Here is a 17,769-nt window from a genome sequence, read left to right on the forward strand (position 1 = left end):
CGAAGCCCCACCCTCACGCCGGGAACCGCCGCCCCACCCACCGCCACGTGATCTCCAGCAGCGCCGCCGCCACCAGCGCGATGGCGACGGCCGCCCAGGGCATCGTCGTGCCGACCAGGCGCAGCGCGAAGAAGTGTTGCAGCCAGGGGGTGGCCAGGACGAGGACGAAGGCCAGGCCCATCGCCAGGACCAGGGCGATCCGCCACCAGGTGTAGGGGCGGGCGATGATCGCCAGGACCCAGAGGGCGGCGAGGAAGAGGGTCAGGGTCGCGGTGCTGGTCTCGGCGGAGAGGGAGCCGGGGCCGGTGTAGTAGCTGCGGGCCAGGAGGTAGGTGGCGAAGGCGGCGAGGCCCGTGATCAGGCCGGAGGGGATGGCGTAGCGCATCACCCGGCGGACGAAGTGCGGGCGGGCGCGCTCCTTGTTGGGGGCCAGCGCCAGGAAGAACGCGGGGATGCCGATGGTCAGGGTGGAGAGCAGCGTCAGGTGCCGCGGCAAGTAGGGGTAGGGGATCTGGCAGCAGGCCACCAGGATCGCCAGCAGGACCGAGTAGACGGTCTTGGTGAGGAAGAGGGTGGCGACCCGGGTGATGTTGCCGATCACCCGGCGGCCCTCGGCGACGACCGAAGGCAGCGTGGCGAAGCTGTTGTTGAGCAGGACGATCTGGGCGACGGCGCGGGTCGCCTCGGAGCCGGAGCCCATGGCGACGCCGATGTCGGCGTCCTTGAGGGCGAGGACGTCGTTGACGCCGTCACCGGTCATCGCGACCGTGTGGCTGCGCAGCTGGAGGCCGGCGACCATGTCCCGCTTCTGCTGCGGGGTGACGCGGCCGAAGACCGCGGCCCGGTCGAGTACGGACGCCATCTCGGCCTTGTCGGCGGGCAGTTCGCGCGCGTCCACCGGGGCCTCGGCGCCCGGCAGCCCCAGGTGGGCGGCCACCGCGCCGACCGACACGGCGTTGTCGCCGGAGATGACCTTCGCCTGGACGCCCTGCTCCGCGAAGTAGCGCAGGGTGTCGGGGGCGTCGGGGCGCAGCCGCTGTTCCAGGACCACCAGGGCGACGGGCCGCACACCTTGGGCGACCTCGGGGTCGTCCAGCTCCCGTGCGGACCGGGCCAGCAGCAGTACCCGCAGGCCCTGTGCGTTGAGGTCGTCGACGTCGGTGAGGCGCTGGTCGCCGGGCGGCAGCAGCACATCGGGGGCGCCGAGCAGCCAGCCGGCGTGCTCGCCGTCCGGGCCGCTGAGGGTCGCGCCGCTGTATTTGCGTGCGGAGGAGAACGGCAGTGACCGGGTGCAGCGCCAGGTGCCGTCCGCCGGATAGGCGTCGATGACCGCCTGGAGGGAGGCGTTGGGGCGCGGATCGCAGGCGCCCAGCGCGCCCAGGACCTGGGCGGCGTACGCCTCGTCGCCGTCGAGGACCCGTAGCGCCTTGACGTCCATCCCGCCCTCGGTCAGCGTGCCTGTCTTGTCCAGGCAGACCACATCGACCCGGGCCAGCCCCTCGATCGCGGGCAACTCCTGGACCAGGCACTTCTTGCGGCCGAGCCGGATCACGCCGATCGCGAAGGCGACGGAGGTGAGCAGCACCAGGCCTTCGGGGATCATCGGCACGATGCCGGCGACCATGCGGCGGATGGCCGCGTCGCCGGGCAGTCCGAGGGTGAGCAGATGGCTCAGGATGAGGCCGATCGCGGTCGGGATCATCATCCAGGTCACGTACTTGAGGATCTGGCTGATGCCGGTGCGCAGTTCGGAGTGGACCAGGGTGAACCGGCTGGCCTCCTCGGCGAGCTGGGCCGCGTACGCCTGCCGGCCGACCTTGGTCGCGGTGAAGGCGCCGACGCCGGCCACCACGAAGCTGCCCGACATCACCGTCTCGCCGGGCTTCTTGAGGACCGGGTCGGCCTCGCCGGTCAGCAGCGATTCGTCGATCTCCAGGCCGTCGGACTCCAGGGTCTCGCCGTCGACGATGACCTTGTCGCCCGGCCCGAGTTCGATGAGGTCGCCGAGGACGACCTCGGCGGTGGGGATCTGCCCGGCGGTGCCGTCGCGCCGCACGGTCGGTCGGGCCTCGCTGATGACCGCCAGGTTGTCCAGTGTCTTCTTGGCGCGCAGCTCCTGGACGATGCCGATGCCGGTGTTGGCGACGATGACGAAGCCGAACAGGCCGTCCTGGAGCGGCCCGACGATCAGGATGATCACGAACAGCACGCCGATGATCGCGTTGAAGCGGGTGAAGACATTGGCCCGGACGATCTCGACGGCCGAGCGGGAGGACCGTACGGGGACGTCGTTGACCTCGCCCCGGGCGACCCGCTCCGCGACCTCGGCGGCGGTCAGCCCGGGGTTGACCGGTTGCCGGACCGGCCGGCCGGCCGGCTCACCGCCGGGGCCGGGGTGCTCGGCGTCGGCCCTCGCCCGCTCCGTCATGCCCTCGACGTTACGGGCGGAAGGTGCACTTCACCCGCTGGATGGGCGGAGGCCGGAGCGAGAAGTTGCGGCGCTCAGGATTCGGCGTCGGCCGCCGCGGCGGCCCGCTTGATCGCGGCGTCGCGCTTGCGGACGTACCAGATGCCCACCAGTCCCAGGCCGCCGCCGGCCAGACAGCTCCACACCCACCAGGCGTGGCCGTGGTCGGCGTACCAGCCGTAGAAGGGGAGCTGCCCGAGGAAGAGCACGAACCAGATGATGGTGCCGCCGATGACCGTGCCGACGACGGGGCCCTCCAGAGGCGCCGGGGCCTCGCGCAGTTCGGACTTCTTCCACATGGGGCTCAGCTTACGGGGAGGGGGTGCGGGGGCCGCGGGCGGTGTAAGGGCAGGGTGCGGGGCGTACGAGAGCGGGCGCGAAGGCATGCCCCCCAAGGGTCTACGCGCGGAGATAGCGATCAACGAATTGTTTATTCATACTGAACCTTTCTGGGACTGGCCGGATTGGGTCGTCGATTCATCCAAGCTGATCCCTCAGCTTCTGCATCCGTCCGTGTTCCGGGCCCTCGGGCCCCCGCGCCTGCCCAGGCCCGTCCTACTGAGGTCCCCGCATGCCCCCCTCGGCCACCACGCCGGTCGACACCCTCGAAAGCCCCGGTCCGAAGCCGCCCAAGAACGCCTTCGACCGCTTCTTCAAGATCTCCGAGCGGGGGTCGACGGTCGGCCGCGAACTGCGCGGCGGGCTGGCGACGTTCTTCGCGATGGCCTACATCATCGTGCTGAACCCGATCATCCTCGGCTCCGGTGTCGACAAGTTCGGCCATCACCTCGACAACGCCCAGCTGGTCACCGCCACCGCGCTGATGGCCGGTCTGAGCACGGTCCTGATGGGGGTCATCGGCAATGTGCCGATCGCCATCGCGGCGGGCCTGGGCATCAACGCCGTGGTCGCGTTGCAGCTCGCGCCCAAGATGAGCTGGCCGGACGCGATGGGCATGGTCGTGCTCGCCGGTCTGGTGCTGATGGTCCTGGTCGCCTCGGGCCTGCGGCAGCGGGTGATGGATGCGATCCCCAACGGTCTGCGGCGCGCCATCGCCATCGGCATCGGCCTGTTCATCTCGCTGATCGGCCTGGTCGACGCGGGCTTTGTGACCCGTAACCCGGACGCCGCGCACACCACCGTCCCGATGGGTCTCGGTCAGGGCGGACAGCTCCAGGGCTGGCCGGTGCTGGTCTTCGTGATCGGTCTGGTGCTGATGTGCGTGCTGGTCGTCCGCAAGACCAAGGGCGCGATCCTGATCGGCATGGTCAGCATGGCCGTCCTCGCGATCGTCATCAACGCCGTCGCGAACATCCCGGACGCGGCCTGGGGCCTGGCGGTCCCGAACGTCCCGAGCAAGATCGTCGACACCCCGGACTTCGGGCTGATCGGGCAGATCAGCCTGTTCGGCGGCTTCAAGGAAGTCGGCGTACTGACCGGCTGCCTGTTCGTCTTCACCGTGCTGCTGTCCGGCTTCTTCGACGCGATGGGCACCATCATCGGCGTCGGCGAGGAGGCCGGTCTGCTGAACAACGAGACCGGCCAGCTGCCGAACATGGGCAAGATCCTCATGGTCGACGGCCTCGCGGTCGCCGGCGGCGGCTTCGGCTCCGCCTCCGCCAACACCTGCTTCGTGGAGTCCACCGCCGGTGTCGGCGAGGGCGCCCGCACGGGTCTGGCGAACCTGATGACCGGCGGTCTCTTCCTGCTCGCGCTGATCTTCACGCCGCTGGCGACCGTCGTCCCCTCGCAGGCCGCGACGCCCGCGCTGGTGGTAGTCGGCTTCCTGATCATGGCCTCGAACGTGCAGGCCATCGGCTGGGGCGACTTCACCATCGGCATCCCGGCGTTCCTGACGATGATCTCGATGCCGTTCTCCTACAGCATCACCAACGGCATCGGCATCGGCGTCCTGGCCTTCATCCTGCTGCGCGCGGCGACCGGGCGGGTCAAGGAGATTCCCTGGCTGCTGAACGTCGTCGGGTTGTTCTTCCTGGTCTACTTCCTGCTCCATCCGATCGAGCAGGCACTCGGAGTCAAGTAGCCAAGTAGCCGGCTACTGGAACCCCAGCTTCTCCGACTTGTCGAGCGAGGAGTGGAACCGCTCGTCGAAGTCCTCGCGAATGAGCGTCCGGACCACATAGTCCTGGACGCTCATTCCGCGTTTTGCGGCGTGCTGCCGTATGCGCTCCAGCAGTTCCCCGTCCACCCGCACGCTGAGCACTCGCGATCCCATGCGGACACGGTCCCGTCCTCCTGCGGTCAGGTGCGTCACTTTCCCCCGCGCCCTCACTCGTTCGGGTGATTTGCATGGGGGTTCCGGCTTTCCTTAGGTAAGGTAATGAGTTACGCTAAGGAACATGCCGGAACTGTCCCGCCCCGAGCCTGACGGCCGCGAGGTGCCCCCAGACGACGCAGCCGCGGTGAACGCGCTGCGGTCCGCCGTGATGCGCCTGTCGCGCCGGCTCAAGCACCAGCGGGTCGATGAGTCGCTGAGCCCCACCGAGATGTCGGTGCTCGGCACCCTGTTCCGCTGCGGCCACGCCACCCCCGGGGAGCTGGCCCGCAAGGAGCATGTGCAGCCGCCGTCGATGACCCGCATCGTGGCCATGCTGGAGGCCAAGGGGCTGGTCCGGCTCGAACCGCACCCCGACGACCGCCGTCAGAAGGTCGTCACCCAGACCGAGCAGGCCGAGGCGATGCTCGAAGAGAGCCGCCGCAAGCGCAACGCCTGGCTCGCCGAGCTGGCCTCCGGGCTGGACGAGGACGAGTGGGCGAAGGTGCGCGCCGCCGCGCCGGTACTGGAGAAGCTCGCCCAGTTGTAGAACACCGAGCCCGAGGAGGCGAACCCACTTTGAGTACGGGATCCGGAGCACCTTCCGCCCCCGCACCGAACTCCCACCACGACACGGTTTCCGACGACGCGACCGCGACCGCCCCGGGCACTGCCCCGGCGCTCGCCGCAGGCCCCGCCGCCACGCCGCGCAAGGGCACGTTCAGCTCGCTCCGTATACGTAATTACCGCCTTTTCGCCACCGGCCAGATGGTGTCCAACACGGGCACCTGGATGCAGCGCATCGCCCAGGACTGGCTGGTGCTCAGCCTCACCGGCTCCTCCGCCGCGGTCGGTATCACCACCGCGCTGCAGTTCCTGCCGATGCTGCTCTTCGGCCTCTACGGCGGCGTCATCGCCGACCGCTTCGCCAAGCGCACGCTGCTGTTCCTGACCCAGTCCGCCATGGGCCTGACCGGCCTGGCCCTCGCCGTGCTCACGCTCAGCGGAGAGGTGCAGGTCTGGCACGTCTACCTGGTCGCCTTCGCCCTCGGAATGGTCACCGTCGTCGACAACCCCTGCCGGCAGGCGTTCGTCTCCGAGATGGTCGGCCAGGACGAGCTGAGCAACGCCGTCAGCCTCAACTCCGCCAACTTCCAGTCCGCGCGGCTGATCGGGCCCGCCGTCGCCGGTGTGCTGATCACCGCGTTCGGCAGCGGCTGGGCCTTTCTGTTCAACGGCCTGTCGTTCCTCGCCCCGATCGCCGGACTGCTGATGATGCGGACGTCCGAGCTCCACGAGGTCGAGCGGGCCCCGCGCAGCAAGGGGCAGTTGCGGGAGGGCCTGCGGTACGTCTCCGGGCGCCCCGACCTGATCTGGCCGATCGTGCTGGTCGGCTTCATCGGGACCTTCGGCTTCAACTTCCCGATCTGGCTGACCGCGTTCGCGCACCACGTCTACCACCAGGGCGCCGGCACGTACTCCCTGTTCAACGGGCTGATGGCGGCCGGTTCGCTGATCGGCGCGCTGCTCGCGGCCCGCCGGGCCGGCTCCCGGCTGCGGCTGCTGGTCGGTGCGGCACTGCTCTTCGGCGCCCTGGAGATCGCCGCCGCGCTCGCCCCGTCGTTCTGGGTCTTCGCGGCGCTGCTCGCCCCGATCGGCATGGTCGGCCTGACGATCAACGTCACCGCGAATGCGAGCATCCAGATGGCCACCGATCCGCTGATGCGGGGCCGGGTGATGAGCCTGTTCATGATGGTCTTCGTGGGCGGCACCCCGCTCGGCGCCCCGGTCGTCGGCTGGGTCACCGACACCTTCGGCCCCCGCACCGGCTTCGTGGCGGGCGGCGCGATCTCCATGGGTGCCGCGCTCGTCATCGGTCTGATCCTCGCGCGGGTGGGCGGTCTGCGCCTCAAGATCGACCTGCGCCGCGGCCGACGGCACGTCGCCGTCGTCCCCCGCAGCTGCCCGACCACCTCGTCCGCAGAGAGGGACCTGGCACCGGCCGCCTAGCGGGGCTTTCCGCCCTGGGCCGCCTGGCAGGGCTTTCCGCCCTGGTGGAGGACGACCGGCCGGCGCCCGCGTGATGGGGCGCCGGCCGGTGGTGGCTAGGGGCTGTCGTTTGGATCTTGCAGGGCTCGCGGGGGCTGGCACCGCACCTCGTCCCTAGGCGAACGGCCCCTCGGCGAGGAAGCGCCGGAGGTGGCGCGCGAAGGTTTTGGCTTCGCCGGCCGGCCAGGAGGCGAGGCTGGCCTCGATATGGGCGGACAGGCGCCGGCGCAGGATCTCCACCGTGCGTTCGCCCTCTTCCGTAAGGGCGAGCAGCGTCGCGCGCCGGTCCGCGGGGTCCGGTTCGCGCCGTACGAGACCGGCCTCCTCCAGTCTGGACGCGCGGCGGGTGACGCCGGAGCGGTCGAGTCCCACATCGGGGGCCAGGTGGGCGGCGCTGCGCGGCCCGGTCCTGGCCAGCCCGCTGAGAACCGGGTAGGTCAGCTCGTCCACGGCGTCCCCCATGCCGTCGGTCAGCGTGCGATACAGCTTCGTGCGGGTGCTGCGCCTGAGCAGCACGCCCAGGGCATCGGCGATCTCGTCTCCAACAGCGGTCTTCATCTCGCCAGATTAGCGTGCGCTGCGCACGCATGTGCGCTATGGTGAGCGAGAAGCGTGCGCAGCGCACGCATTCCCGTGAGGGACGCCCGAAAGGATCGCGCCATGAGCCGCACCGGTATCGCCGCCGCACTCACCGACCTGCTCTTCACTCCCGCACTCGGCCTCGACGAAGCCGCCGACCGGCACTTCGCCCCCGACTACCGTCAGCGCACGGACGGAGGGTGGGCCGACCGCAACGAATTCCTCCAGCACATCGCCCACCTCCGCACGGTCGTGGTCGACGGCTCCATCGAGGTCCACGACGAGCTGTCCGACGGCCTCCGCTACGCCGACCGGCACACGGTCCACGTCACGAAGAAGGACGGATCCGCCGTGCGCACGGAGGTCTATGTGTTCGGGGAATTCGCAGCCGACGGCCGCTTTCGCCGCATCGAGGAGACCACCCTCATGCTCGAAGGGTCCGACGCGGACCGGGACCTGGGCAGCGCCCGCTGAGGTGGGATGACGAGCGGTATGCGGGGGCGGTCGGCCGTGCTGCTCAACACGGCCGTCCGCGGCGCCAGGTCGGTCCGGCATCCGCTGGACGGGCGGTGTGCTGCGCCACACTGGCCGCATGAGACTCTTCGCGGCCGTCCTGCCCTCCCCTCGCGCGCTGGAAGAACTGGCCGCCGAGGTCGCGCAGTTGAAGGCCCTCCCGGCCGCCGACCGGCTGCGGTGGACCGGCCGCGACGGCTGGCACTTCACCCTGGCCTTCTACGGCGAGGTGCCCGAGGACCTGGTCCCCGGGCTCCGGGAGCGCCTGGCCCGCGCCGCGCATCGCCGTGACCCGTACGAGCTGCGGATCGCCGGCGGGGGCCGCTTCTCGGACCGGGTGGTGTGGGCCGGGGCCGACGGCGACCGCCCCGCCATGCGCCGGCTCGCCGACTCGGCGTCGGCGGCGGGCCGCCGGGCCGGCCTCGCCATGGACGACGAGCACCGCCCCTACACGCCGCACCTCACCCTGGCCCGGAACCGGGTCCCCCACCTGGATCTGCGCCCGTATGCACACGCGCTCAAGGAGTTCGCCGGCACCACCTGGACCGTCGACGCCCTCTCGCTGATGCACAGCCGCCTCCCCGCACCCGGCGAGGCGGGCCGCCAGCCCAGGTACGAAGAGGTCGGGTCCTGGCCGCTCGGCCACTGAGCCGCCGGGGCCGGTCCGGTTGCCCGTCCCCGTCCGGCGGCCCGTCCCCGTCCGGCTGCTCGTCCCCGGCCGGGCGCCGGGCGATACCGACCCGGGCCGCTGAATCGTTCGGATCTGCCCCGGTTACGCTCAGGGGGTGGATCCCAAAACCCGTAACCGGATCATGTCCGGACTTCTCGCCGTGCTGCTCATCGTCGTGATCGTGGCGGCGGCGTTGCGCTGAGCACCGCCGCGCCCGCCGACGGGCGCCCGGCGTCCGGCCGGTGCCGGCTCCGGGCGCCCGCCCTGCTCACCAGGCGAAGGCCTCCGGGCTCGGCCCGGGGCCGGGGAAGATCTCGTCGAGCGAGGCGAGGAGCTCGTCCGGGAGGGTCAGCTCGACGGCGCGCAGTGCGGAGGCGAGCTGGTCCGCGGTGCGCGGGCCGACGATCGGGCCGGTGACGCCGGGACGGGTGAGCAGCCAGGCCAGCGCGACCTCACCGGGCTCCAGACCGTGCTTGTCGAGCAGATCCTCGTAGGACTGGATCTGGGCGCGGATCGCGGAGTTGGCGAGGGCATCGGCCGAGCGTCCGACGGTCGAGCGGCCCCCTCCGCCCTCGCGCTCCTTGCGCAGTGCGCCGCCCAGCAGTCCGCCGTGCAGCGGCGACCAGGGGATGACGCCCAGGCCGTAGCCCTCGGCGGCCGGGATGACCTCCATCTCGGCGCGCCGCTCGGCGAGGTTGTACAGGCACTGCTCGCTGACCAGGCCCAACGAACCGCGACGGGCGGCGGTCTCGTTGGCGCGGGCGAGATGCCAGCCGGCGTGGTTGGAGGAACCGACGTAGAGGATCTTGCCCTGCTGGACGAGGACGTCCATGGCCTGCCAGATCTCGTCCCAGGGCGTGTCCCGGTCGACATGGTGGAACTGGTAGAGGTCGATGTAGTCGGTGCCCAGCCGCTTGAGGCTGGCGTCCACCGAGCGCCGGATGTTGAGCGCGGAGAGCTTGTCGTGGTTGGGCCAGACCTTGCCGCCCTCCGGCGCCATGTTGGCGTAGCCCTTGGTGGCCAGCACGGTCTTGTCCCGCCGGTCGCCGCCCTTGGCGAACCAGGAGCCGACGATCTCCTCGGTACGGCCCTTGTCGGCGCCGAAGCCGTAGACATTGGCGGTGTCGAAGAAGTTGATGCCCGCGGTCTGCGCCGCGTCCATGATCGTGTGGCTGTGGGACTCGTCCGTCTGGGGTCCGAAGTTCATCGTGCCGAGGACGAGTCGGCTGACCTTGAGTCCGGTACGTCCGAGCTGCGTGTACTTCATGGTTGTTCAGCCAACGCCTTGAAGTGCGCTCGAAGCAAGGACCCAGGGGAGCGCCTCCGGGTGTTCGGTGCGGAGGGCATGGCCTCTTCCTCGATGCCTGACAGGTCGTCATGTGACAGCTGGCTATGGGAAGTACGCCTACGTCGGGCGAAGGCGCTGGTCCGGAGGGTGACGGTACGGGGTGTCAGGACGCAGAGCGAGGGGGGAGGGTGACGCCTCCGCGACCGGCGGGCGCAACGGCAGGCCCTTGCCGCAACGTCTGTTTCCTTAATTAGGGTAGGTGGTGGGTCCGCGCAGTGTCCGTGCAGCTCGCAGTGCCCGGAGAGCCCCCACGCCCGCCCAGCGATCCCCGCCTCACGAGGAGTCCGACCGATGGCCAGGCCCCGCGACCCCCACCGCCGTACCGAGATCCTCGATGCGGCCATCGGCCATCTCGCCGAGACCGGGCTCGTCAACCTCTCCCTGCGCCCGCTGGCCCGGGCGCTCGGGCACAGCACCCGGGTGCTCACCCACCACTTCGCGGACAAGGACGATCTGCTCACCGCCGTCCTGGCACGGCTGGACGAGATCCAGCACGCCCAGCTGCGGGCCGCCGAGGGCTGGGACGACGCCTCGCGCGGCATCGGTGCGCTCATACAGGACTCCTGGCGGCGCCACCTGGAGCCCGAACACCTCGGCGCGACCAGACTCCTGCACGAGATCGAGGGGCTGGCGGCGGCCGGCCGGCTCGGCGGCCGGGTCCCGAAGTTCCTTGCGGACCGCGCCGACTTCGTCGCCGGCGCCCTGTGCGCCCGCGGCCTCGCCCCCGGCCCGGCGCGGGTGCACGCCACGTTTCTGAACAGCGCCTACGCGGGCCTGCGGGCCGACTTCCTGGTCACCGGCGACCGTGCGCGGACGGAGGCGGCGCTGGCGGAGCTGTGTGCGCTGGCCGACTCGTGGACGGCGCCGGCCGCCTCCTGAGCGGTGCCGGACCGTACCGGCGACCCGACCTCACGGTGCGGGCAGGGCCTCCTGGAGCCCGGTGGCGGAGTACGGGCCGCCGACGCCCCACGCCTGGTGCAGCGCATCGGCGAACGCCCCCGCCAGCAGCCGCTCGCCCCGCGCCGAGGGATGCGTCCCGTCGTAGGTGGCGCGCTCGATGTCCCACCCGTCCGGTACGGAGGCCAGCAGCAACGGCGAGCCGGGGACGGAGAGATCGGCGACGGCCTTGGCCAGCAGCTCGTTGAAGCGCGCGCACTGCACACCGAACGCGGCGTCCGTCGCGGCCCGCACATTGGGTATCACCGGCATCAGCACCGCCCGCACGTGCGGCGCGGCCTGCCGTGCCGCGGCCACGAAGCGCCGGACGTTCTCCGCGGTCTGCTCGGCGTTCGTGTAGAAGCCGAGGTCTATCAGGCCGAGCGAGACCAGCAGGGTGTCGGCCTCGTACCGGCGCACCACGTCGCCGATCAGCGGGGCCATGTGCAGCCAGCCCTCACCCCAGCCGGCGAGATGGCAGCGGGCCTCCTCGGGGAAGTCCGGGTCGGCGTAGGCGGACGAGGCGGCGGTGCCGGTGGCGGGGTCATGGAGCGCCCGGCGCGGGCCGACGATGCGGTACGGGTCGCCGGACGTCGCGTTCAGGTGCTGCCACATCCGGTAGCGCCAGGTGAAATCGCCGGTGCTCCCTATCGTCATCGAGTCACCGACGAACATGATCCTCATCCGGTCATGATGGCCGAGAACCCCTACTCCCGGGTACGTGACGCTGGCCACGCCCGCCCGTCCGGCCCCGCGACGACCGCCGTCGGTCCGCCTGCCGCCGTCCGGGATGGCAGTCTGTGCCCATGCGTTCGCTTCTGTGCGCGGCCGGTGCCGCGGGAATCCTGTGGTCGGCGTCCATGGTGCCCGCCGCCGCCGACGAGCCCGACGGCTTCACCATCGGCGACCCCCGGATCACCGAGTCCAGCGGCCTGGCCGCCAGCCGTGCGCACCCCGGGATCTACTGGACCCACAACGACAGCGACGACGGCCCGTACCTCTACGCCGTCGACGCACGATCGGGCCGCACGGTCGCCAGGATCACGCTGCGCGGCATCGGCTCGCCCCGCGACGTCGAGGCGATCTCGGTCGGCCCGGACGGCAACCTCTACGTCGGCGACATCGGCGACAACCTCGGCGGCTCCTGGGACCACGTCTGGATCTACCGCCTCCCCGAACCGAAGACGCTGCGCGATGCCACCGTCACCGCCACCCAGTTCACCGTGAAGTACGCGGACGGCCCGCGGGACGCCGAGGCGCTGATGGTGCACCCCAAGACGGGCCGGGTCTACATCGCCAGCAAGAAACAGGACGGCGGCGGCGCGCTCTACGAGGGCCCGCAGCGGCTGACCGCCGGCACCACCAACACCTTCCGCAAGGTCGCCCCGATCGACCTGTGGGTGACCGACGGTGCGTTCTCCCCCGACGGCAGCCGGCTGGTGCTGCGCAGTTACTTCGGCGCCCGGATCTACCGCTGGCAGAACGGCCGCCCCAAGGACCTCGGCAGCGTGGGCGTACCAGTGCAGCAGCAGGGCGAATCGGTCACCTTCACCCTCGACGGCCGCACCCTGATGTACGGCTCCGAGGGCGAGTCCAGCGAGGTCAAGCCGGTCGGCCTGAGCGAGGGGCAGTTGCCGGACTCGGTGAAGGACGACCCGGCGAACGGGGACGGCGCCAACGGGCGGGAAGGGAAGGGGAGTTCGGGCACCGATATGGACCCGTCCTTCATCAAGGGGGCCATGGTTCTCGGCGTGGCGACGGCGTTGGTGGTCGGGGTGCGGAGGCTGTTCCGGCGGCGGTAGGCCGGCAGGAGCCGGGGACAGTCCCTAGCCCTGGCCCTAGCCCTGGCCCTGGCCCTGGCCCTCGCCCGTTGCTCCCGCCTCCTCGGCCAGGCGTAGCTCGTAATGGAGCGTCGGCTCCTTCTTCAGCCGGTGGGCCAGGGGTACCAGCAGTCCGTGGATCAGCGGGTACTTCCGGGTCAGCGAGCGCTCCGCGCGGCGGTACTCCCGGGTCTGCGGATCCAGTAGCCGCACCCGCGCCCGGACGGGGGGCCCGGTGGGCCGCCCCCGCCAGGTGGACGCGCAGATCTCCACCTCCGGGAAGTTCCGCATCCGCTTGACCTTCCAGGCGCTGCCGTACGTCCGCAGATAGGCGTGATCGCCGTCGACGGCGATATTGATGGGTGTGCCGACGCCCGTGCCGTCCCGCTTGTACGTGGTCAGCAGGATCGTGCCTTGCCGTTCGAAGGGTGCGAGGCCGGGCACCGGGGGATTCGTCATGGCACCCATACAGGCATATCCGGCCCGTTCGGTCACAATGCGATGCGTCCGTTCGGGGGAGTCCGGCGGTGCGGCCCACCCCGACGGCACAGGCCCCGGCGGGAAGCCCGCCGGGGCCTGTGGTGCGGGTCCGGCCGGGCCGGACCCGCCGCTACAGCTTGCCGATCACGTAGTCGACGCAGGCCGTCAGGGCCTCGACGTCCGCCGGGTCGATCGCCGGGAACATCGCGATCCGCAGCTGGTTGCGGCCGAGCTTGCGGTAGGGCTCGGTGTCGACGATGCCGTTGGCGCGCAGGGCCTTGGCGACGGCGGCGGCGTCGATGCCCTCGTCGAAGTCGATGGTGCCGATGACCTGCGAGCGCTTGGCCGGGTCGACGACGAACGGGGTGGCGTACTTGGAGTCCTCGGCCCAGCCGTAGAGGGTGCGCGAGGAGGTGGCGGTGCGGCGCACCGCCCAGTCCAGGCCGCCCTGGCCGTTGATCCACTCCAGCTGCTCGTTGAGCAGGAAGAGGGTCGACAGCGCCGGGGTGTTGTACGTCTGGTTCTTCAGGGAGTTGTCGATCGCCGTGGGGAGCGAGAAGAACTCCGGGATGTGGCGGCCCGAGGCGTGGATGGCGCGGGCGCGCTCCAGGGCGGCGGGGGAGAAGGCCGCCAGCCACAGACCGCCGTCGGAGGCGAAGGACTTCTGCGGGGCGAAGTAGTAGACGTCCGTCTCGGTGATGTCCACGGGCAGACCGCCGGCGCCGGAGGTGGCGTCGACCAGCACCAGCGCGCCCTCGTCCGCGCCCGCGACGCGCTTGATGGGCGCGGCGACACCGGTCGAGGTCTCGTTGTGGGTGAAGCCGTAGACGTCCACGCCCGCCTCCGCCTCCGGGTCCGGGTGGCTGCCCGGGTCGGCGGAGATGACGGTGGGCTCGTCCAGCCACGGGGCCAGCTTGGCGGCCTTCGCGAACTTCGAGGAGAACTCACCGAAGGAGAGGTGCTGGGACTTGCGCTCGATCAGACCGTGCGTCGCGATGTCCCAGAACGCGGTGGAACCGCCGTTGCCGAGGACGACCTCGTAACCCTCGGGGAGCTGGAAGAGGTCGCGCACGCCGTCGCGCACCTTGCCGACCAGGCTCTTGACCGGGGCCTGGCGGTGGGACGTGCCGAGAAGGGAGCTACCGGTGGCGGCCAGGGCGCCGAGCGCCTCCGTACGCACCTTGGAGGGGCCCGCGCCGAAGCGTCCGTCGGCGGGCTTGATGTCAGCGGGGATCTGGATATCAGCCACGGGGGAAGCCTAATCCGTCGCGCTGCGGGGTTCGGCGGCGCGTCCAGCGGGTGAGATGCCGGCCGCCCGTACGGTGGACGGCCGGGCGGCGGCCCGTCCTAGCCCTCCGCGCCGTCCCCGCCGTCACCCGTATGGGGCGCCCCGGCCAGCGCCCCGCCCCAAGAGCCGTACCGCCGGGTCGACGGCCACGGGGACCGGCCGGACGCTTCGCGGCCGGGGGACCGCCTGCCGGCCACCGTCCGAAATTTGCCCCCGCCCTCCCCAATTAACGGCCCCGCCGACGGGCCACGCCCCCGTCCCAGTGGGCAGGCTGGGGACATGGCTGATCGCACGGAGACGGAGAAGCGGAATCTGGCGGAGGAGTTGGCGGCCGCGGTGCGGGGGGAGGTCTCGTTCGCCGCGGCCGACCGGGCGCTGGTGACGATGGACGCCTCGAATTACCGGCGGGTGCCCATGGCGGTCGTCGCGCCACGGGACGCCGAGGACGTCGCGGCGGCGCTGCGGGTGTGCCGGGAGCATGCGGTGCCGGTGGTGCCGCGCGGTGGCGGCACCAGCATCGCCGGGCAGGCGACCGGGGTGGGCGTGGTGCTGGACTTCACCCGGCACCTGAACCGCATCGTGTCGCTGGACCCCGCCGCCCGCACCGCCGTCGTCCAGCCCGGCGTCATCCTCGACGACCTGCGGGCGGCGGCCGGTGCCCATCAGCTGACCTTCGGACCCGACCCCTCCACCCACAGCCGCTGCACCCTCGGCGGCATGATCGGCAACAACTCCTGCGGCTCGCACTCGGTGGCCTGGGGCACCACCGCCGACAGCGTCCGCGCGCTGGAGCTGCTCACCTACGGCGGCGAGCAGGTACGGGCCGGCCGGGGCACGGACCCCACCGGCGCCCCCACCGGCCTTCCGCCGCGGCTGCGGGACGGCGTGAAAGCGCTGGTGGACGCGGAGTTGGCGCTGTTGCGCACCGGCTATCCCGACCTCCCCCGCCGGATCTCCGGATACGCCCTGGACGCGCTGCTCCCGGAAGCGGGCACCGACCTCGCCCGCGCCCTGACCGGCAGCGAGGGCACCCTCGGGGTGCTGACCGAGGCGACCGTACGCCTGGTGGAGACCCCCGCCGCCCGGGCCCTCGCCGTCCTCGGCTACCCCGACGAGAGCGCCGCCGCCGAGGCCGCGCACACCCTCCTTCCGCACCGCCCGATGACCGTCGAGGGGATGGCCGCCGACCTGGTGGGCAGCGCGGCCGGGCTGCCCAAGGGCGGCGCCTGGCTGTTCGTGGAGATGGGCGGCGCGAGCCCCGGCGAGGCGGCGGCCCGTGCCGAGGCGCTGTGCCGGGCGGCGGCCGCGGACGGCACCACCGACCACGCCCTCGTCACCGACCCGGCCGGACAGCGCGCGCTCTGGCGGATCCGCGAGGATGCCTCGGGCACCGCCACCCGGTTGACTGACGGCAGCGAAGCCTGGCCCGGCTGGGAGGACTGTGCCGTTCCCCCGGCCCGACTCGGCCCGTATCTGCGGGACTTCCGTGCCCTGCTGGCCCAGCACGGCCTGCGCGGCACGCCGTACGGCCACTTCGGCGACGGCTGCATCCACATCCGTATCGACTTCGACCTGCTGACCGCCCCCGGCATCCGCCGCTTCCGGGAGTTCTCCTACGACCTGGGCGAGCTGGTCGTCGCGCACGGCGGCTCGCTCTCCGGCGAACACGGCGACGGCCAGGCGCGCGCCGAGCTCCTCCCGAAGATGTACGGCCCGGAGCTGGTCGGCCTCTTCGAGCGGTTCAAGTCGCTCTGGGACCCGGCCGCCGGCCTCAACCCCGGCATGCTGGTCCGTCCCGCCCGGCTCGACGAGAACCTCCGCTTCGAGCTGCTGCCCAAGCGCCCGGTCCCGGTCGAGTTCGGCTACCCGCACGACCACGGCGACTTCTCCGCGGCCGTCCGCCGCTGCGTGGGCGTCGCCAAATGCCGCAACACCACCACCGGTCCGGCCTCGGCGGACGTCATGTGCCCGTCCTTCCGCGCCACCGGCGAGGAGCAGCACTCCACCAGGGGCCGGGCCCGGCTGCTGCACGAGATGCTGGCCGGCGAGGTGATCACGGACGGCTGGCAGTCGCCGGAGGTACGCGACGCCCTCGACCTCTGCCTCTCCTGCAAGGGCTGCCGCAGCGACTGCCCCGTGGGCGTCGACATGGCCACCTACAAGGCGGAGTTCCTCCACCACCACTACGAGGGCCGGCGGCGCCCCGCCGCCCACTACTCCATGGGCCGCCTCCCCCAGTGGCTGCACGCCGCCGCCCCGTTGGCCCCGGCCCTCAACGCCCTCGCCCGTACGCCCCTGGCCGCCCTCGGCAAACGCCTCGGCGGGATCGCCCCCGAGCGCCCGATCCCCACCCTGGCCACCGAGACCTTCACCCACTGGTGGTGGCACCGGCGCCGGACCACCGGGGCCCCCGACTCCGCCTCCGGCCGTACGGTCGTCCTCTGGCCCGACACCTTCACCAACCACCTCTCCCCCCAGGTCGGCCGCTCCGCCGTCCGCGTCCTGGAAGCGGCCGGCCTGCGCCCCCTCCTCCCGCCGACCGCGCCCCTGCGCACGGGCGCTGCCCCCCTCCCGCGCCGCCACCGCCCGCTGTGCTGCGGCCTGACCTACGTCTCCACCGGCCAGCTCGACCAGGCCCGCGCCGTCATGCGCCGCACGGTGGACGTGCTCGGCCCGCTCCTCCAGGACGGCCGCCCCCTGATCGTCCTCGAACCCAGCTGCGCCGCCGCCCTCCGCACGGACCTGCCCGAACTGCTCTCCGATGACCCTCGGGCAGCCCACCTGGCCACCTCCGTACGGACCTTCGCCCAGGCCCTGGAGGAACTGGCCCCCGACTGGCGCCCCCCGCACCTCGACCGCCCCGTCGCCGGCCAGACCCACTGCCACCAGCACGCGGTCCTGGGCGACGCCGCCGACCGCCGGCTACGCGAACGCGCCGGACTCACCGGCTCGTTGACCGGCGGCTGCTGCGGTCTGGCCGGCAACTTCGGCTTCGAACGCGGCCACTACGAGGTGTCGGTGGCCTGCGCCGAGGACCAACTCCTCCCGGCCGTCCGGGAAGCCACCCCCGACACGGAAATCCTCGCCGATGGTTTCTCCTGCCGCACGCAGCTGGAGCAGCTGGGCGATCGCCCCGGCCGGCATCTGGCGGAGGTGCTGGCGGAGGCGTTGGAGGAGGAGCTGGGTGAGGACGACTCGGCCGGGGCGGGAGGGGCGGAGGGGTAGGGGGAGCCGGACGTGGCGCGGGGGGGCGGGTACGGAGGCCGCCGTGGCGCTGGATCCGAGGAGAGCGGGGAACCCGCCGCCGTGGTGTGCGCCGGGCGCGCCGGTGTGCGTCGGATGGC

16 protein-coding genes are annotated in these 17,769 nt (G+C 71.8%); 8 read left to right on the forward strand and 8 right to left on the reverse strand.

All coding sequences use genetic code 11. The features are described 5' to 3' along the window. Positions 1-13: 13 nt before the first annotated feature. Together BKA18_RS21815 and BKA18_RS21820 are read right to left on the reverse strand one after the other, a co-directional pair. Positions 14-2,428, reverse strand: coding sequence for an HAD-IC family P-type ATPase (locus tag BKA18_RS21815; RefSeq protein WP_366048555.1), 2,415 nt, complete (start codon positions 2,426-2,428; stop codon positions 14-16). A 74-nt stretch (positions 2,429-2,502) separates the two neighbouring features. Then, the gene (locus tag BKA18_RS21820; protein WP_093484657.1) at positions 2,503-2,766 is read right to left on the reverse strand and encodes a DUF2530 domain-containing protein; all 264 of its coding nucleotides are present in this window, start codon (positions 2,764-2,766) and stop codon (positions 2,503-2,505) included. Between the two features lie 272 nt (positions 2,767-3,038). On the opposite strand from BKA18_RS21820, the gene BKA18_RS21825 reads away from it, so the two are divergent. Next, the gene (locus BKA18_RS21825) at positions 3,039-4,511 is read left to right on the forward strand and encodes an NCS2 family permease (RefSeq protein WP_366048554.1); all 1,473 of its coding nucleotides are present in this window, start codon (positions 3,039-3,041) and stop codon (positions 4,509-4,511) included. Between the two features lie 12 nt (positions 4,512-4,523). Here BKA18_RS21825 and BKA18_RS21830 read toward each other — a convergent pair whose 3' ends face one another. After that, positions 4,524-4,703, reverse strand: a complete 180-nt coding sequence (locus BKA18_RS21830; RefSeq protein WP_366048553.1) for a ribbon-helix-helix protein, CopG family — start codon at positions 4,701-4,703, stop codon at positions 4,524-4,526. A 124-nt stretch (positions 4,704-4,827) separates the two neighbouring features. On the opposite strand from BKA18_RS21830, the gene BKA18_RS21835 reads away from it, so the two are divergent. Then, complete coding sequence (locus BKA18_RS21835; protein ID WP_006603817.1) at positions 4,828-5,292, forward strand: MarR family winged helix-turn-helix transcriptional regulator; 465 nt, start codon at positions 4,828-4,830, stop codon at positions 5,290-5,292. Between the two features lie 29 nt (positions 5,293-5,321). Next, positions 5,322-6,752: an MFS transporter gene (locus tag BKA18_RS21840; RefSeq protein ID WP_366048552.1), complete on the forward strand. Its 1,431-nt coding sequence runs from the start codon at positions 5,322-5,324 to the stop codon at positions 6,750-6,752. Between the two features lie 153 nt (positions 6,753-6,905). Here the strand turns inward: BKA18_RS21840 and BKA18_RS21845 are convergent, their stop codons facing one another. Beyond that, positions 6,906-7,349: a MarR family winged helix-turn-helix transcriptional regulator gene (locus BKA18_RS21845; RefSeq protein ID WP_366048551.1), complete on the reverse strand. Its 444-nt coding sequence runs from the start codon at positions 7,347-7,349 to the stop codon at positions 6,906-6,908. Between the two features lie 102 nt (positions 7,350-7,451). On the opposite strand from BKA18_RS21845, the gene BKA18_RS21850 reads away from it, so the two are divergent. Both BKA18_RS21850 and thpR read left to right on the forward strand, forming a co-directional pair. After that, positions 7,452-7,844, forward strand: a complete 393-nt coding sequence (locus tag BKA18_RS21850) for a nuclear transport factor 2 family protein (protein ID WP_366048550.1) — start codon at positions 7,452-7,454, stop codon at positions 7,842-7,844. Positions 7,845-7,962: 118 nt separating this feature from the next. After that, entirely contained in the window at positions 7,963-8,532 is a 570-nt protein-coding gene (gene thpR / locus BKA18_RS21855) for an RNA 2',3'-cyclic phosphodiesterase (RefSeq protein ID WP_366048549.1), read from the forward strand. A gap of 289 nt (positions 8,533-8,821) precedes the next feature. On the opposite strand, the gene BKA18_RS21860 is transcribed toward thpR, so the two are convergent. Continuing rightward, the gene (locus tag BKA18_RS21860; RefSeq protein ID WP_366048548.1) at positions 8,822-9,820 is read right to left on the reverse strand and encodes an aldo/keto reductase; all 999 of its coding nucleotides are present in this window, start codon (positions 9,818-9,820) and stop codon (positions 8,822-8,824) included. 372 nt (positions 9,821-10,192) lie between these two features. Between BKA18_RS21860 and BKA18_RS21865 the strand changes: the two genes are divergently transcribed. After that, complete coding sequence (locus BKA18_RS21865) at positions 10,193-10,780, forward strand: TetR/AcrR family transcriptional regulator (RefSeq protein WP_366048547.1); 588 nt, start codon at positions 10,193-10,195, stop codon at positions 10,778-10,780. A gap of 30 nt (positions 10,781-10,810) precedes the next feature. Here the strand turns inward: BKA18_RS21865 and BKA18_RS21870 are convergent, their stop codons facing one another. Continuing rightward, a complete protein-coding gene (locus BKA18_RS21870) occupies positions 10,811-11,512 on the reverse strand; it encodes a GDSL-type esterase/lipase family protein (protein ID WP_366048569.1) in 702 nt (233 codons plus the stop codon). Positions 11,513-11,643: 131 nt separating this feature from the next. On the opposite strand from BKA18_RS21870, the gene BKA18_RS21875 reads away from it, so the two are divergent. Beyond that, positions 11,644-12,639 carry an SdiA-regulated/phytase-like domain-containing protein gene (locus BKA18_RS21875; protein WP_366048546.1) on the forward strand — a complete coding sequence of 332 codons (996 nt, stop codon included), beginning with the start codon at positions 11,644-11,646 and terminating at the stop codon, positions 12,637-12,639. 36 nt (positions 12,640-12,675) lie between these two features. Here BKA18_RS21875 and BKA18_RS21880 read toward each other — a convergent pair whose 3' ends face one another. Next, positions 12,676-13,116 carry a PPOX class F420-dependent oxidoreductase gene (locus BKA18_RS21880; protein WP_366048545.1) on the reverse strand — a complete coding sequence of 147 codons (441 nt, stop codon included), beginning with the start codon at positions 13,114-13,116 and terminating at the stop codon, positions 12,676-12,678. Positions 13,117-13,267: 151 nt separating this feature from the next. Then, entirely contained in the window at positions 13,268-14,386 is a 1,119-nt protein-coding gene (serC, locus tag BKA18_RS21885) for a phosphoserine transaminase (protein WP_366048544.1), read from the reverse strand. Positions 14,387-14,704: 318 nt separating this feature from the next. Between serC and BKA18_RS21890 the strand changes: the two genes are divergently transcribed. Beyond that, entirely contained in the window at positions 14,705-17,650 is a 2,946-nt protein-coding gene (locus BKA18_RS21890) for an FAD-binding and (Fe-S)-binding domain-containing protein (RefSeq protein WP_366048543.1), read from the forward strand. Positions 17,651-17,769: the final 119 nt, after the last annotated feature.

It is taken from the genome of Streptomyces auratus (assembly GCF_050433025.1).
Taxonomy (GTDB): Bacteria; Actinomycetota; Actinomycetes; order Streptomycetales; family Streptomycetaceae; genus Streptomyces; species Streptomyces sioyaensis.

Coding starts and splice junctions, on each gene's coding strand:
- BKA18_RS21815 (WP_366048555.1), bottom strand. CDS start 2,428: ATGACGGAGCGGGCGAGGGCCGACGCCGAGCACCCCGGCCCCGGCGGT.
- BKA18_RS21820 (WP_093484657.1), bottom strand. CDS start 2,766: ATGTGGAAGAAGTCCGAACTGCGCGAGGCCCCGGCGCCTCTGGAGGGC.
- BKA18_RS21825 (WP_366048554.1), top strand. CDS start 3,039: ATGCCCCCCTCGGCCACCACGCCGGTCGACACCCTCGAAAGCCCCGGT.
- BKA18_RS21830 (WP_366048553.1), bottom strand. CDS start 4,703: ATGGGATCGCGAGTGCTCAGCGTGCGGGTGGACGGGGAACTGCTGGAG.
- BKA18_RS21835 (WP_006603817.1), top strand. CDS start 4,828: ATGCCGGAACTGTCCCGCCCCGAGCCTGACGGCCGCGAGGTGCCCCCA.
- BKA18_RS21845 (WP_366048551.1), bottom strand. CDS start 7,349: ATGAAGACCGCTGTTGGAGACGAGATCGCCGATGCCCTGGGCGTGCTG.
- BKA18_RS21850 (WP_366048550.1), top strand. CDS start 7,452: ATGAGCCGCACCGGTATCGCCGCCGCACTCACCGACCTGCTCTTCACT.
- thpR (WP_366048549.1), top strand. CDS start 7,963: ATGAGACTCTTCGCGGCCGTCCTGCCCTCCCCTCGCGCGCTGGAAGAA.
- BKA18_RS21860 (WP_366048548.1), bottom strand. CDS start 9,820: ATGAAGTACACGCAGCTCGGACGTACCGGACTCAAGGTCAGCCGACTC.
- BKA18_RS21865 (WP_366048547.1), top strand. CDS start 10,193: ATGGCCAGGCCCCGCGACCCCCACCGCCGTACCGAGATCCTCGATGCG.
- BKA18_RS21870 (WP_366048569.1), bottom strand. CDS start 11,512: ATGTTCGTCGGTGACTCGATGACGATAGGGAGCACCGGCGATTTCACC.
- BKA18_RS21875 (WP_366048546.1), top strand. CDS start 11,644: ATGCGTTCGCTTCTGTGCGCGGCCGGTGCCGCGGGAATCCTGTGGTCG.
- BKA18_RS21880 (WP_366048545.1), bottom strand. CDS start 13,116: ATGACGAATCCCCCGGTGCCCGGCCTCGCACCCTTCGAACGGCAAGGC.
- BKA18_RS21890 (WP_366048543.1), top strand. CDS start 14,705: ATGGCTGATCGCACGGAGACGGAGAAGCGGAATCTGGCGGAGGAGTTG.